At 42.4% G+C, this 16,033-nt stretch carries 7 protein-coding genes; 5 read left to right on the top strand and 2 right to left on the bottom strand.

Annotated features, from left to right (window positions below; translation table 11 throughout):
- The first annotated feature begins 5 nt into the window (after positions 1-5).
- Together HWQ37_RS05605 and HWQ37_RS05600 are read left to right on the top strand one after the other, a co-directional pair.
- On the top strand, positions 6-5,870 hold the full coding sequence (locus HWQ37_RS05605) for a trifunctional serine/threonine-protein kinase/ATP-binding protein/sensor histidine kinase (RefSeq protein WP_292744754.1): 5,865 nt from the start codon (positions 6-8) through the stop codon (positions 5,868-5,870).
- 74 nt (positions 5,871-5,944) lie between these two features.
- On the top strand, positions 5,945-11,380 hold the full coding sequence (locus HWQ37_RS05600) for a trifunctional serine/threonine-protein kinase/ATP-binding protein/sensor histidine kinase (protein WP_292744752.1): 5,436 nt from the start codon (positions 5,945-5,947) through the stop codon (positions 11,378-11,380).
- Between the two features lie 45 nt (positions 11,381-11,425).
- Here HWQ37_RS05600 and HWQ37_RS05595 read toward each other — a convergent pair whose 3' ends face one another.
- Both HWQ37_RS05595 and ctpA read right to left on the bottom strand, forming a co-directional pair.
- Positions 11,426-11,992, bottom strand: a complete 567-nt coding sequence (locus HWQ37_RS05595; protein ID WP_292744750.1) for a Uma2 family endonuclease — start codon at positions 11,990-11,992, stop codon at positions 11,426-11,428.
- Positions 11,993-12,105: 113 nt separating this feature from the next.
- Positions 12,106-13,350, bottom strand: coding sequence for a carboxyl-terminal processing protease CtpA (gene ctpA, locus HWQ37_RS05590; protein WP_292744748.1), 1,245 nt, complete (start codon positions 13,348-13,350; stop codon positions 12,106-12,108).
- 407 nt (positions 13,351-13,757) lie between these two features.
- On the opposite strand from ctpA, the gene petB reads away from it, so the two are divergent.
- The 3 genes from petB to HWQ37_RS05575 all read left to right on the top strand — a co-directional run bounded on the left by petB (position 13,758) and on the right by HWQ37_RS05575 (position 15,963).
- On the top strand, positions 13,758-14,405 hold the full coding sequence (gene petB, locus HWQ37_RS05585) for a cytochrome b6 (RefSeq protein WP_292744746.1): 648 nt from the start codon (positions 13,758-13,760) through the stop codon (positions 14,403-14,405).
- 255 nt (positions 14,406-14,660) lie between these two features.
- Positions 14,661-15,143, top strand: coding sequence for a cytochrome b6-f complex subunit IV (gene petD, locus HWQ37_RS05580; RefSeq protein WP_104907753.1), 483 nt, complete (start codon positions 14,661-14,663; stop codon positions 15,141-15,143).
- Between the two features lie 376 nt (positions 15,144-15,519).
- Complete coding sequence (locus HWQ37_RS05575) at positions 15,520-15,963, top strand: ATP-binding protein (RefSeq protein WP_292744744.1); 444 nt, start codon at positions 15,520-15,522, stop codon at positions 15,961-15,963.
- Positions 15,964-16,033 lie beyond the last annotated feature (70 nt).

Here is a 16,033-nt window from a genome sequence, read left to right as displayed (position 1 = left end):
GCAATATGGTTAGCACTCTTGTCAACATTCCCGGATATCGCATTAGTGAAGAACTCTACAATGGTTCCAGAACTCTGGTTTATCGAGGGTATCGAGAGACTGACTCATTACCTGTAGTCATTAAACTGCTAAAAAATCCTTATCCGAGTTTCAGCGAACTCTTGTCGTTTCGCAATCAGTACACCATTACTAAAAATCTCAACTCACCTCTGATTGTCCAAACCTACAGTCTGGAACCCTATCAAAATGGCTATGCATTGATAATGGAAGACTTTGGGGGGATTTCTCTCAAGGATTGGGGAGTTAGGGGAAGGCGACAATCTCTAGAGGAGTTTTTAGAAATAGCGATCGCATTGTGCAATACCTTAGATATATTGTATCGGGAACGGATTATTCATAAAGATATTAAACCCGCTAATATTTTAATTAATCCCGAAACCAAACAAGTTAAATTAATTGATTTTAGTATTGCATCTTTACTCCCACGGGAAACGCAAATACTAGTAAATCCCAATGTATTAGAAGGGACCCTTAGTTATATTTCTCCAGAACAAACAGGAAGAATGAATCGAGGGATTGACTATCGAACTGATTTTTATTCTTTAGGCGTAGCTTTCTACGAGTTCCTCACAGGAGAATTACCATTTCAATCAAACGATCCAATGGAGTTGGTACATTCTCATATTGCAAAACAGCCACCACTTTTAGGGAATAGAGAAGAGATTCCCCAAGTTATTTGTGATATCGTGATGAAATTGATGGCAAAAAATGCCGAAGACAGATATCAAAGTGCGTTGGGATTGAAATTTGATTTAGAAAATTGTTTAGATCGGTTACAAGTTTCTGGTAAGATCGAGAGTTTTGAAATTGGGCAACGGGATATGTGCGATCGCTTCATCATCCCTGATAAACTCTATGGACGAGAAGCCGAAGTATCAACCCTACTCCAAGCATTTGATCGAGTCAGCTTTGGTGCAACAGAAATGATGTTGGTAGCAGGTTTTTCGGGTATTGGAAAAACTGCGGTTGTCAACGAAGTTCATAAACCAATAGTTAGGCAACGCGGTTATTTTATCAAAGGTAAATACGACCAATTTCAACGGAATATTCCCTTGAGTGCATTTGTGCAAGCCTTCCGAGATTTAATGGGGCAATTGCTAACAGAAAGCGATGCACAGATTCAGCAATGGAAAAACCAAATATTAGATACTGTTGGAGAAAATGGACAGGTAATTATTGAAGTTATCCCCGAATTAGAAACAATTATTGGTCAACAACCAGCAGCACCAGAATTATCAGGAACAGCGTCACAAAATAGATTTAATTTATTGTTTCAGAAGTTTACCCAAGTCTTTACCAGTGCAGAACATCCCTTAGTAATATTTTTAGATGATTTGCAATGGGCAGATTCGGTATCACTGAACTTAATGCAGCTATTAATGGCTGATACAGGTCATCTTTTCATCATTGGTGCGTACCGAGATAACGAAGTCACAAAAGCACATCCATTAATGTTGACTTTGAGTGAAATTCAAAAAACCAAAGCAACGATTAATACAATTAACTTAGCACCACTGAGCCAAGAGCAAGTAAATCAGTTAGTTGCAGACACACTGAAATGTCCAGAAAATTTAGCATGGACACTTTCTGTATTGGTCTATCAAAAAACTCAAGGTAATCCGTTTTTCGCAACCCAGTTTCTCAAAGCATTGCATCAAGAACATCTGATTAAATTTAATTTGGAGTTAGGCTGTTGGCAATGTGACATTGCACAAATAAATCAGCAAGCGGTTACAGATGATGTTGTGGCCTTTATGGCATTGCAATTAAGAAAATTACCACCATCAACTCAACAAGTATTGCAGTTAGCTGCTTGTGTTGGCAACCAGTTTGATTTAGAAACTTTAGCAATTGTTTCCGAACAATCAGAGATAGATACGGCTGCGGATTTGTGGAAAGCGCTGCAAGAAGGGTTGATTTTACCGATTAGTGATGTTTATAAGTTTTATCAAGATTCGTTATTAGTCAATACTCATACCCTGCGCGAAAGCGTTCGCGTAGCATCTCGTAGAGAAGCGCCTATGTCATTAGTAGGCGATGGACAAATAACAGTTACATACAAATTTTTACATGACCGAGTACAGCAAGCAGCTTATTCTCTGATTCCCGATAAGCAAAAAGCAGCAACTCATTTCAAAATAGGCCAGTTACTCCAACAAAACTTATCCGAGTTAGCGCTTGAGGAAAAAGTGTTCGATCTGGTCGGGCATTTGAATTTAGGAATTGAGTTAATTACTCAACAGCATGAACTCGAAGCCTTAACTCAACTTAACTTAAAAGCGGGACAGAAAGCCAGAAATTCTACAGCATACACTGCCGCAAGAATTTATTTGCAAACAGGGATTAAGCTACTCGATGCAAACTGCTGGCAATATCAGTATGAATTGGCTCTGAAACTGTATGTTACATCTGCGGAAGTTGCCTATTTGAATGGTGACTTTGCGGGCATGGAACAGCAAGCCACATTGGTATTGCAGCAAGCGCAGACGATTTTTGACAAAGTGAAAATCTACGAAATTCAAATTGCGGCACAAACGTCTCAAAGTCAAATATTAGAAGCGATCGCGGTGGGAAGAGATGCACTAAGTCAATTAGGGGTAGATTTACCGAGTGTACCTGACGAAGCCCAGATCGGGAAAGCGTTACAAGACCTGAAGGAGCAACTAAGCGGTAGAGAGATGGCTGGGCTGGTCGATCTACCCATGATGAGCGATCGCACCGCGATCGCCGCCATGCAACTGTTAGGTGCGCTGTTTTCACCCGTCCTCCAGGGAATGCCAGGTTTACTACCCCTCTTGGGCGCGGCGATGGTGCGGTTGTCGCTCCAGTTTGGGAATGCACCCACCTCGGTGGCAGGATATGCGATTCATGGCATGGTGCTGTGTGGCTTTTTAGGCGAAATCAAAATCGGCTACGAGTTTGGTCGGTTAGCACTCTCATTGCTAGAACGGTTGAATGCTCAGTCCATGAAGTCTATGACTCTCAACCTGTTTGGGGTGTTTATTCAACATCACCAACAAGCGCTTTTGGCAACGATAACGACGTTAAAAGATAGCTACACGAGTGGCATGGAAACAGGTGATTTTCTCTCCTCTGGCTACAGCATAGTCGGTTCTGTCGGTAATGGGCTTTTCGGAGGTATAGACCTGGATAACTTGGAAACCGAATTGTCTGTTTACGGTGCTGCCCTAGCTCAGGTGAAACAAGATTCCGCGCATATTTATATCGACATGGTGCGGCAAACGGTGCAGCATTTAAGAGAAACGGTGAGCCAACCAGATCGCTTAATTGGCACTTTCTACGATGAAACGCTGATGCTGCCCAAGCACCACCAGAATAACGATCTGACAACGATCGCTATTGCCTACATACAGAAACTCCTACTTGCTAACTACTTTAGCAATTATCACGCTGCCCTCGACTACATTACCCAAGGCAAGTCCTATTTGATCGCAGTATCGGGAACGATTCATATTCCGACTTTCCATTTTTATGCTGCGCTAACGTACCTGGCACTCTTCCCTACGCAGCCAGAGGCAGAGCAAGCGGACATTCTTCTTCAGGTGCAAACCCATCAAACAGTTCTGCATCAATCGGCGCAAAATGCTCCGATGAACCACTTGCATAAATGGTATCTGGTGGAGGCTGAAAAACATCGAATTTTGGGTGAAAAAATTGCTGCAACTGATTGTTATGACCAAGCTATTGCTCTGGCGAAAGAACATCAGTTTATTAACGAAGAAGCCTTAGCCAATGAACTGGCAGCAAAATTTTATCTGGAGTGGGGCAAACAGCGCATAGCCCAGGAATACATGACGAACGCCTACTATGGCTATGCTCGCTGGCGCGCTAAAGCTAAAGTTGCCGATTTGGAAAGACGTTATCCCCAACTGCTTGCTCCTATCCTCCAGCAAACCCGTTCTCCCCTGTCAACTAATGAAACTGTCTTCGCATTGGGAAGTGTCACCTCCAGCAGTTCCGCCAGTTCTAGTAGTAGCAGTGTCTCTGTCGCTTTAGATTTAGCTGCAATTCTCAAAGCTTCTCAAAGTATCTCAAGCGAAATCGAACTCAAAAAACTGCTTTCATCGTTGCTTTCTATAGTCATTGAAAATGCGGGAGCCGATAAATGTGTGTTAATGCTCTTGCGAGACGAACGTTTGCTGATTGAAGGGTTAATTACCGTGGGGACGGAGCCAGTGGTGTTGCAGCGCCTTCCCATTGAAGACAGTCAGGATATTGCCCTGAAAGTGATTTACAAAGTCAAGCACAACAGGCAGACTACTGTGCTACTTGATGCAACTGCCGATCCAACCTTAGCCAATGACCCTTATATCATTCGTCAGCAGCCTAAGAGTATCTTGTGTAGCCCGATTTTGCATCAAGGTAAATTGATGGGCATTTTATATCTAGAAAATAATTTAGTAACGGGGGTGTTCACAAGCGATCGCGTCGAACTGCTCAATTTGCTCTGCGCTCAAGCCGCAATTTCCATCGAAAATGCCCAACTTTATGAGCAAGCCCAACAAATGCTGGTAGAACTGAGTGCCAGCAAAGCCCGCTTTCAGAAACTAGTGGATAACGTACCTGGTATTATTTTCCAGTTCCGTGTCGCTGCCGATGGTTCTGTTTCAATTCCCTACGTTAGTCCAGGCTGTGCCGATTTATATGAAGTGCCACCTGAAGAGTTCTTGACAGGAATCAGAGACTTTCGGATGCTAGAGCATCCTGACGATCGCCAAGGCATCACTCAGGCAATTATGCATTCTACCCAGACCCTTACGCCATTTCAGCATGAATGGCGGATTATTACGACCTCTGGCACTGTGAAATGGGTACAAGCGGCATCACGACCGGAACGGCAAGCCGACGGCTCGATCCTCTGGGATGGCATAAAGATAGATATTAGCGATCGCAAACTAGCTGAACTTGCCTTGCAGCAAAAATCACTTGACTTAGAACAAGCGCTAACCGATCTGCAAAATGCCCAATTACAAATGGTGCAAAGTGAGAAAATGTCTGCACTAGGTAACTTAGTTGCTGGTGTCGCTCACGAAATGAATAATCCTCTCGGTTTTATTGCTGCCAGTCTCAAACAAGCTAAACCTACCATCGCTGATGTAGTTGCACACTTAAAACTCTATCAAGAAACCTTACCTAATGTGAGTGATGAGATTCGTAACCATGCCGAAGAAATTGACTTGGATTATAGCTTAGAAGACTTGCCTAAGATAATTGATTCCATGACTATGGCGTGCGATCGCCTGAAAAATATCAGCACCAGTTTACGAACTTTCTCCCGTGCCGATAAAGATTATAAAGTACCCTTTAATATTCACCAAGGCATCGACAGCACGATTTTAATTTTAAAACATCGTCTGAAAGCTAACGAGCAACGTCCAGCAATTGAAGTGATAACTAAGTACAGTAATTTACCTCAGACTGAGTGTTTTCCTGGACAATTAAATCAAGTATTTATGAATCTAATCGCAAATGCCATTGATGCCTTGGATGAATATAATCACGGACGCAGCTTTGAAGAAATTAAAGCTAATCATAGCTGCATTATAATTACAACTACAGTAGAAAATCATCTAGTTAAAATTGTCATTGCGGATAATGGAAAGGGGATGAGTGAAGAGGTGAAATCAAAAATATTTGACCATTTATTTACGACGAAAGCTGTTGGTAAAGGTACAGGATTAGGACTCGCGATCGCTCGTCAAATTGTCGAATCAACCCACGGCGGAAAATTGAGTTTTAACTCAGTTTTGGGTGAGGGTACAGAATTTATCATTGCAATTCCGGTATAATTTTTCGCTTTTTTTGGTAAATAACTTCAGATATCTGGGAATACTAAATATGGAAATCTTCAGGATTTAGCAGCATGGTAAGTATAAAAGTCAGTATTCCCGGATATCAAGTCAGCGAACAACTCTACAATGGTTCCAGAACCCAAGTTTATCGCGGTTATCGAGAGACTGACCACAAACTTGTAGTGATTAAACTGCTGAAAAATCCTTATCCGAATTTCAGCGAACTTTTGTCGTTTCGCAATCAGTACACTATAGCTAAAAATCTTAACTCACCCCTAATCGTCCAAACCTACAGCCTAGAACCCTACCAAAATGGTTATGCGTTAGTGATGGAAGACTTTGGGGGGATTTCTCTCAAAAATTATTTCACCTCTGTCCAGACACGATATATCGCGTCTGTACAAGATTTTTTAGAAATAGCGATCGCACTCTGCAATACCTTAGATATATTGTATCGAGAGCGAATTATTCACAAAGATATCAAACCCGCCAATATTCTAATTAATCCCGAAACCAAACAAGTTAAATTAATTGACTTTAGTATTGCATCTTTACTGCCACGGGAAACGCAGACACTAATCAATCCTAATGTGTTAGAAGGCACACTCGCTTATATTTCCCCGGAACAAACAGGCAGAATGAATCGGGGGATTGACTACCGAACTGATTTTTATTCTTTAGGTGTGACATTCTACGAATTACTGACTGGAATTTTACCATTTCAATCAGACGATCCGATGGAGTTGGTACATTCTCATATTGCTAAAATGCCTACTGCATTAGCAAACAGGGAAGAGATTCCGCAAGTAATTTCAGATATTGTGATGAAATTGATAGCGAAGAATGCGGAAGATAGATATCAGAGTGCTTTAGGTTTGAAATTTGATTTAGAAAATTGTTTACATCAGCTACAAGTTTCTGGTAAGATAGAAGGCTTTGAGATTGCGCGACGGGATGTGTGCGATCGCTTAATCATCCCCGACAAACTTTATGGACGAGAAACCGAAGTTCAAACATTACTTGATGCATTTGAGCGAGTCAGCCTGGGTGCAACAGAAATGATGCTGGTAGCTGGTTTTTCAGGAATTGGTAAAACTGCGGTTGTCAACGAAGTTCATAAACCAATTGTGCGCCAACGTGGTTATTTTATCAAAGGGAAATATGACCAATTTCAACGGAATATTCCCTTTAGTGCATTTGTGCAAGCATTCCGGGATTTAATGGGACAACTCTTAAGCGAAAGTGATGCCCAAATCCAACAATGGAGTAACCAAATATTAGAGGCTGTTGGAGACAATGGACAGGTAATTATTGAAGTTATCCCCGAATTATCAAGAATTATTGGTGAACAACCACCCGCCATAGAATTATCAGGAACGGCGGCACAAAATAGATTTAATTTATTGTTCCAAAAATTTACCCAAGTTTTTACCAGCTTAGAACATCCATTAGTGATGTTCTTAGATGATTTGCAATGGGCAGATTCAGCATCGCTGAAGTTAATGCAGCTATTGATGGCTGATACAAAGTATCTTTTGTTAATTGGTGCGTACCGTGATAACGAAGTCAACCCAGGACATCCATTGATGTTAACTTTGAGTGAAATTCAAAAAGCACAAGCCACAATTAACACGATTACTTTAGCACCACTGAGTCAAGTGCAAGTAAATCAGTTAGTTGCTGACACACTCAAATGTACAGAAAATTTGGCATGGACTCTTTCTCAATTAGTCTCTCAAAAAACTCAAGGGAATCCGTTCTTTGCAACCCAGTTTCTCAAAGCATTGCATCAAGATAATCTCATTAAATTTGATTTTGAATTAGGCTGTTGGCAATGTGATATTGTACAAGTGATAACTCAAGCAGTTACAGATGACGTTGTGGCTTTTATGGCATTTCAATTGCGAAAACTGCCACAATCAACTCAAAATGTCTTGCAATTAGCTGCTTGTATTGGGAATCAGTTTGATTTAGCAACTTTGGCAATTGTTTCGCAAAAATCGACAATTGAGGCGGCTGCTGATTTGTGGAAAGCATTACAAGAAGGATTAATTTTACCGCTCAGTGATGTTTATAAGTTTTATGTTGGGCAAGAAACTCTTGCAGGTACACCGGAAAATCAAGAGACTGTTACATACAAATTCTTACACGATCGCGTCCAACAAGCTGCTTATTCTCTGATTCCCGATGACCAAAAACAGACGACTCATTACCAAATCGGGCAACTACTTTTACAACAGATTTCCTCAGAAGCTAGAGTTGACCGGATTTTTGAAATAGTCAATCAATTAAATCACGGAACTGCTTTAATTAGCCAACAAACAGAACGAGATGAACTAGCTGGGCTTAATCTGATTGCCTGTCGCAAAGCCAAAAGTGCCACAGCCTATCAAGCAGGGCGTGAATATGCCAGCACTGGATTATCATTGCTGGGAGAAAATGCTTGGCAGCAACAATATGAAATGACTCGATCATTCCATGACGATGCGGCGGAATTGGCGATGCTGTGCGGTGACTTTGAGGCGATGGAACAGTTCATTGAGACGGTCATTGCTCAGGCACACTCTTTGCTAGAAAAGGTGAATGTCTACCAGATTAGAATTCAAGTCAATACCTCTCAAAGTAAACTGACCGAAGCCATTGCGATCGGCATCCAGATCCTGCAACAGATGGGTGTCACCTTTCCAGAAACACCCACGCCAGAGGATATTCAACAGTCAATCCAAGAGATTAGCGAACTAATTGGCGACAGGAAAATTGAAACGTTTGTTCACCTCCCGATGATGAGTGATGCAAACAAAATTGCCATTATCCAGATTGCCAGCAGCCTCATCCCACCAGCTAGCATCTGTGGTTCTCCCTTGTTCCTCTTACTGACTTTCTTATCAGTCAAATTATCCCTACGGTATGGAAACATAGCTATTTCATCTCATAACTATGCTTGCTATGGCAGGATTCTCTGTAATCTCTTGCAAGATGTAGATTTAGCAACACAGTTTGCTCAGTTGGCATTAAATGTCGTCTTAAAATTCCATGCTAAAGCGAGTAAACCTGAAGTATTACTGTTACTAGGAGGGTTTCTCCACCACCGCAAAGCTCACATCAAAGAAACGTTACTACTCTTCAGGGAGGGCTATGCGACTGGTCTAGAAGTCGGAAACCTGGAATTTGTTGGATATACTGGACACGGTTTCTGTATGAATTCTTTTTGGTGTGGTCAGCCCCTGGACACTTTGGAGCAGGCTACGCGCACCTACTACAATGGTTTGGTGCAAGTTAATCAATTGACCACAGCCAATTACTGCCGGATCGATTGGCAATCTATACTAAACTTACTGGGAGTTGGGTCGCATCCTAGTATTTTGTCTGGGTCAGCCTTGCAAGAGACGGAATTTCTGCCCCTGCTGCTGTCGGCAAATGACCTACTTGGATTGCATTTATTCTATTTGTATAAGCTGACCCTTTGCTTTTTGTTTGGGGAAGTTGAACAAGCTAACAACAATGCACTCTTAGGCAGAAACTATTTAAGGGCTGCTGCAGGAATGATCGGCGAACCTGCCTTTTATTTCTATGATTCTCTGATTGCTCTGGAACTGTTGAGTCAACCGTCAGCCGAGGCATCAACAGTATTAGAGCGGGTGGCACAAAACCAAACCCAGTTACAGCATTGGGCGCACTTTGCCCCCATGAATCACCAGCATAAAGTTGATTTGGTAGAAGCTGAAAAATGTCGAGTCTTAGGACAAAAAGCTGAAGCTATTGAGTTTTACGACAAGGCTATATCTGGAGCCAAAGCCAACGAATATATTCAAGAAGAAGCACTTGCTAACGAACTCGCGGCAAAGTTCTACCTCCATTGGGGCAAAGAGCGCATTGCCCAAGAATACATGACAAACGCCTACTATTGTTATGCTCGTTGGGGTGCAAAAGCCAAGATTGCCGACTTGGAAAAACGCTATTCCAAAGTGCTTGCTCCCATCCTAGAGCAAACCCGTTCTCTGGTCTCTCTTCTATCAACTAGCGAAACTATGTTTGCCTTGGGGAGTGTCACATCCACCTTTGCGGTCACTTCTACCATTAGCAGTGTTTCGGATGCCCTAGATTTAAAAACTATTCTCAAAGCTTCCCAAACTATCTCAGGCGAAATCGAACTGGAAAAACTGCTTTCATCGTTGCTTTCGATCGTCATCGAAAATGCAGGGGCTAATAAATGTGTATTTATGCTTTTGCGAGATGATTGCCTGCTGATCAAAGGGTTAATTATTGAGGGTTCGGAGCCAGTCGTGTTGCAGCGCCTTCTGGTTGAGGACAGTCAGGACATTCCCCTAAAGCTGATTTATAAAGTGAAGCACGATAGACAGACTGCTGTGTTGCTTGATGCGACGGCTGATCTGATCTTAGCCAATGACCCGTATATCATTCGTCAGCAGCCTAAAAGTATCTTGTGTAGCCCCATTTTGCATCAAGGTAAGTTGCTGGGCATTTTATATCTAGAAAATAATTTAGCAACGGGGGCGTTTACGAGCGATCGCATCGAACTACTCAATTTACTCTGCGCTCAAGCTGCGATTTCTCTGGAAAATGCCCGACTTTATGAGCGATCGCTAGAATATTCCCAACAGCTAGAGCGATCGTTTGCCGAATTGCAGCAAAAATCGCAAGATTTACAACAGGCACAATTACAAATTGTTCAAAGTGAAAAAATGTCAGCATTGGGTAACTTAGTCGCAGGGGTAGCTCACGAAATGAATAATCCCCTCGGTTTTATTTCTGCCAGTCTCATACAAGCTAAACCAACGTTTACTGATATTATCGAACACTTGAAAATCTATCAAGAAAGTTTACCTAACAAAAGTGATGAAATTATTGACCACGCTGAAGAAATCGACTTGGATTATAGCTTAGAAGACTTGCCCAAGATGATTGATTCTATGTCTATGGCGTGCGACAGGCTGAAAAACATCAGCACCAGTTTACGTACTTTCTCTCGTGCCGATCAAGACTACAAAGTGCCATTTAACATTCACGAAGGTATTGATAGCACAATTTTAATTTTGAAACATCGTCTCAAGTCCAATGAACAACGTCCTACCATTGAAGTTGTCACTAACTACGGTAATTTGCCTCAAATTCAATGCTTCCCCGGTCAATTAAATCAGGTATTTATGAATCTTTTAGCAAATGCCATTGATGCCTTAGATGAATCTAACACCGGATGCATATTTGAAGAAATCAAAGCCAATCCTAACTGCATTACGATTACAACATCAATCGAAAATAATCTAGTTAGAATTGCGATCGCTGATAATGGTAAGGGAATGAGTGAACAAGTCAAATCAAAAATATTTGACCATTTATTTACTACGAAAGCTGTCGGTAAAGGGACGGGATTAGGGTTAGCGATCGCCCGGCAAATTATTGTCGAAAAACATGGCGGAGCGATCGCGGTAAATTCCCAACTTGGCAAAGGAACTGAATTTGTAATTCAGCTACCGTTCTCGACATAAACTAGAAAATCGCAGTTGTGTTAAGCTGACCAATGACAAAGAATCTCAAAAAAAACGGGCGACTTGACAGCAGAAACCAGGTATTAGAGGAGATGTGAGTTCATCCTCAGATCGCAACGTTCCTACCAACCTGAGTTGTCCCGCATCCCGCCGATAGACCTCTATTTGCTGGAGTCGCCAGTTGACAATCCAATATTCCAGGACACCGTTGAGGGAATATAACCGCAGTTTCACTTCGCGGTCGCGGTGCTCATTTTGACTACCCAAAGAAAGGACTTCCACAACTAAATCTGGTGCAGCAGTCAGGTGTCCAGATTCATCGACAATTCCAGCTAGGCGTTCTTGCTTCACCCATACCACATCAGGAATCACGTCATCTACATCAGAGAACACCACACCTGGGGCAAAAAAAGGCTTACCCAGGTTGGTTTCTTCCGACCAAAATAATAATCGTGCATAAATACGACCCCCAGAGTCTTGATGACCTAGATGTGGAGCGCGACTCACAAACAATTCTCCAGCAACGATTTCGTAACGTTTCCATTCGCTGTCAGGAAATAGTTCTAAATCGGCACTATTCCAACGAATCTGATTTGAGGTGGTCTCAGTCACGTCGCTTCGCTCCGAATTCAAAATTCAAAATTAATGCCATTCTTTAATTATGAATTAGTAATTATTCGCTCATTCCCAGTCTATGACTGGGAACAAGGCTAACTCCTAACTTTTTACGCTTTCCCCGCCACCACCGAGTTTTTCTTTAAAAGTTCGACTGCTGCTTGATATTGCAAATCAGCTTCAGTACCAATCTGTTCGCGGTTAATGGCTGGTTGGGAAATAACTTTATCTGGCTTAATACCTAGTTTGTTAATATCACGGTGTTCAGGAGTTTCATACTTAGCAATGGTAACAGCCAAGCCCGAACCATCTGATAATTCAAACAAGGATTGAATTAAGCCCTTGCCAAAGGTAGTTTCGCCTACCAACTGGGCGCGATCGTTATCTTGAAGTGCGCCGGCGAGAATTTCGCTAGCACTAGCAGTTCCTTGATTCACCAAAATCACCAGAGGATCTTTCGTCAGCGCTGGACCAAAGGCTTCAAAACTACCCTGAATGCCTTGCCGATTAACTGTGTAAACGATCGTCCCAGAGTCTAACCACAGACGGGCGATTTCAATTCCTGATTGCAATAACCCCCCAGGATTATTTCGTAAATCTAGAATGTAGGCAGCAGCGCCTTTTTTTTCTAGACTAGAAATAGCGTGCGCCAATTCTGTGGAAGCGTTGGCATTAAATTGTGCAAGACGTAGGTAGCCAATGGGTGTACCCTCAGCAGAAACACGCAAATCTGAAACCACAGGGTTAAGAGCAATGCGATCGCGTGTCAGTCTAATTTCCGTTTCTGCCTCTCCATCCCGTTCGATCACCAGAGTTACAAGGCTGCCACTCGGACCGCGCATCTTGGTTGCAGCTTCATCAAGGGTAAGATTTTTTGTGGAAACGCCTTCAATTTTGAGGATGCGATCGTGTGGTCTAATCCCCGCTTTATCTGCCGGTGAACCGATGATTGGAGCTACTACTTCTAACTTCCCAGTCTCAGGATTTAGAGCAATTTGCAATCCTACCCCAGTCAGTTCCCCAGAAGTATTAACCTGTAAGCTGCGGTACTGTTCTGGATCTAAAAAGCGGGTAAAAGGATCGTCGAGGCTCTTGAGCATCTTCCCAATTGCCTGATAACTGGCATTTGAGTCTGCCAGTGGCTTCTCCAGAACCTTTTGCCGCACAGCCGCCCAATTTTGATGATTAAATGTCTCATCTAGATAAGTGCGATTAACAATTCGCCAAACTTCCGAAACCAGTTTTTGTTCGCCGGTCAAAGCCACTGCCGGCTGAGTGAGCGAACCCAACGCCAAGCAAAACGCCATTAACAATGAAAATCCAACCCGAAAGACTTGTTTGTTCATGAACCCCATTATCAATTCCACCTCAACCCAAATTGCCTAGATAATCCCTACTTCCCCTGTTGTTGATGAAATCTATCTCTCGATTATGTTACTTTTTTTATAGAAGTGGTGCATTTTTCTCATCAAGTTGTTCAGTCAACTGATGCATCGTATCCACTCACCAAAGGATAAAATCTACTTTGTGTCCACCATTTTGTGTGTAGGGGCGTAAAGAGATCGCAATATATTCCATCTTTACAGAGTGTAAAGTTTCTGAAGTCTCTTAGCACGCCAAAAGCCCAAAAGCAAACAAAAAAACTCCCCTTTACTAAAATCCCAAAATTACTAGTTGGGAGAGAAGTCTGAGTGAAAGCTTTTGCCGATTCAGAACTTCGGGATTTATCAACCGCAACCGACTTTTAGGAACTTGAGATTGTATGGCCAACGTTTCCGACTGGTTTGAGGAACGCCTAGAAATTCAGGCACTCGCTGAAGACGTCACTAGCAAGTACGTCCCTCCCCACGTCAATATCTTTTACTGCCTGGGTGGAATTACCCTGGTTTGCTTTCTCATCCAGTTTGCCACTGGATTTGCCATGACGTTCTACTACAGGCCAACAGTCGCTGAAGCTTTCTCCTCAGTGGAGTACATCATGAATGAAGTAAACTTCGGTTGGCTAATTCGTTCTATCCATCGCTGGTCTGCCAGCATGATGGTATTGATGATGATTTTGCACACCTTCCGGGTTTATCTGACTGGTGGTTTCAAAAAGCCCCGCGAACTGACCTGGATAAGTGGTGTGATCCTGGCTGTGATCACCGTTTCTTTCGGAGTTACCGGCTATTCTCTACCTTGGGATCAAGTTGGCTACTGGGCTGTGAAAATCGTTAGCGGCGTACCAGAAGCGATTCCCGTGGTGGGAGTTCTGATTTCCGACCTGTTGCGCGGCGGTTCTAGTGTTGGTCAAGCAACACTAACTCGTTACTACAGCGCACACACATTTGTACTACCTTGGTTGATTGCGGTATTCATGCTGTTTCACTTCTTGATGATTCGCAAGCAAGGCATTTCCGGGCCTTTGTAATCTCAGTTATTAGCGAAAGGCAACATTTGTCAGTTTTCAGATCGAGTTGTTTGTTTTAAACTTATGAAACACAAGAAATCAATTGCACATAAGTTCCAAAAAACAACTACTTGTATCTGGAGCCGAAAGCTGTAGAAAACCTCTAGGCGGCTGACCGGAGATAGACACAAATGCTGCCGTCTGGGTTGGTTGCCTAGTAGCTGATAGCTTTTACAAATGCTTTAATTTAACTTAAGCAGGAGAGCAGATTTCAAAATGTCAACACAAAAAAAACCTGACCTGAGCGATCCTCAGTTAAGAGCCAAACTCGCTAAAGGCATGGGTCACAACTACTATGGTGAACCAGCTTGGCCTAATGACTTACTTTATGTCTTTCCAATCGTGATCATGGGTTCCTTCGCTGCGATTGTGGCTCTAGCTGTGCTAGATCCCGCAATGACCGGTGAACCAGCAAATCCTTTCGCCACACCATTGGAAATTTTGCCAGAATGGTACTTGTATCCAGTCTTCCAAATTTTGCGATCGCTTCCTAACAAACTTTTAGGAGTGTTAGCAATGGGTTCGGTACCAGTTGGGCTAATCCTCATTCCCTTTATTGAGAACGTGAATAAGTTCCAAAACCCCTTCCGCCGTCCAGTTGCAACCACAGTATTCCTTGTTGGTACTCTTGTCACCTTATGGCTGGGTATCGGTGCTGCTTTGCCATTGGACAAATCTTTGACCTTGGGACTATTCTAAATTAGTCACTACAAAGTGCTTTGACGCCTGTGATTTTCAAGAGCAGATGCAGATGTGCTTTTGAAAACAATCAACAGGCGTCAATTTTAACAGGAAAGAATTCAGAAATCAGAAGCCAGAATGGGCTAAACCTTAGCTATCCGCTAACAGAATTAAATTCTGAACAAAAAAGCGGATAGTCAACAAATACAAACATTTCTTACTTACTTAACGTAAGTTGCTAGTTACAACCCTCAGAATGCCAAAATCATTCATGTTTTGTATTTTGGTACATAGAATATGTCAATTTAGATTTTTTTATGTCAGAGAAGTTTTGCGAACAGTGCAGAATTTAATAACTAGCAACTTGGGTTTACTTATATTCAACTCACAGTTAATGCTTAGTATAGTGCAGCAAGACCATCTGACTGTTAAGAGCGAACTCAGGCTCTTAAACCAGGTGCAAGAATGGTTTGAGCAATTTTGTCTGCAACACTTGTCTCAACTTGGCTGGTCAAAAACCCAACTTGATCGCCTCAATTTAGCATTAGCAGAAGGCTTTACCAACGCTGTTCGTCACGCTCATCATGCTTTACCCCCAGAAACAACCATTGAAATTAACGTTTATCTGTGGATTGACCGACTAGAGATTAGAATTTGGGATTATGGAAAACCTTTCAATCCAGATGCGATCGCAGAGCCAGCCCCAGGTACTCTACAAGTAGGTGGGTATGGATGGTTTCTCCTGCGGCGGTTGGCTGACCGGGTTGTATACGAACGTGGTGCGGATGGTAGAAATTGCTTGCTCATTGTCAAATACTCTGTAGAAGCACAAAAATAGAGCAGTTGATACTGAAATAAGCTAATCGGCATTTAAGCTGCATAATATAAATGTAGAGTCGATTGAAAAT

It is taken from the genome of Nostoc sp. NMS4 (assembly GCF_017115095.1).
GTDB lineage: Bacteria > Cyanobacteriota > Cyanobacteriia > Cyanobacteriales > Nostocaceae > Nostoc.
The sequence above is the reverse complement of the archived record's forward strand: the minus strand, read 5'-3'. Positions and strand labels throughout refer to the sequence as shown.

What these genes read in the sequence shown, in the direction of transcription:
- HWQ37_RS05605 (WP_292744754.1), top strand. Translation starts at nt 6, where the DNA reads ATGGTTAGCACTCTTGTCAACATTCCCGGATATCGCATTAGTGAAGAA.
- HWQ37_RS05600 (WP_292744752.1), top strand. Translation starts at nt 5,945, where the DNA reads ATGGTAAGTATAAAAGTCAGTATTCCCGGATATCAAGTCAGCGAACAA.
- ctpA (WP_292744748.1), bottom strand. Translation starts at nt 13,350, where the DNA reads ATGGGGTTCATGAACAAACAAGTCTTTCGGGTTGGATTTTCATTGTTA.
- petB (WP_292744746.1), top strand. Translation starts at nt 13,758, where the DNA reads ATGGCCAACGTTTCCGACTGGTTTGAGGAACGCCTAGAAATTCAGGCA.
- petD (WP_104907753.1), top strand. Translation starts at nt 14,661, where the DNA reads ATGTCAACACAAAAAAAACCTGACCTGAGCGATCCTCAGTTAAGAGCC.
- HWQ37_RS05575 (WP_292744744.1), top strand. Translation starts at nt 15,520, where the DNA reads ATGCTTAGTATAGTGCAGCAAGACCATCTGACTGTTAAGAGCGAACTC.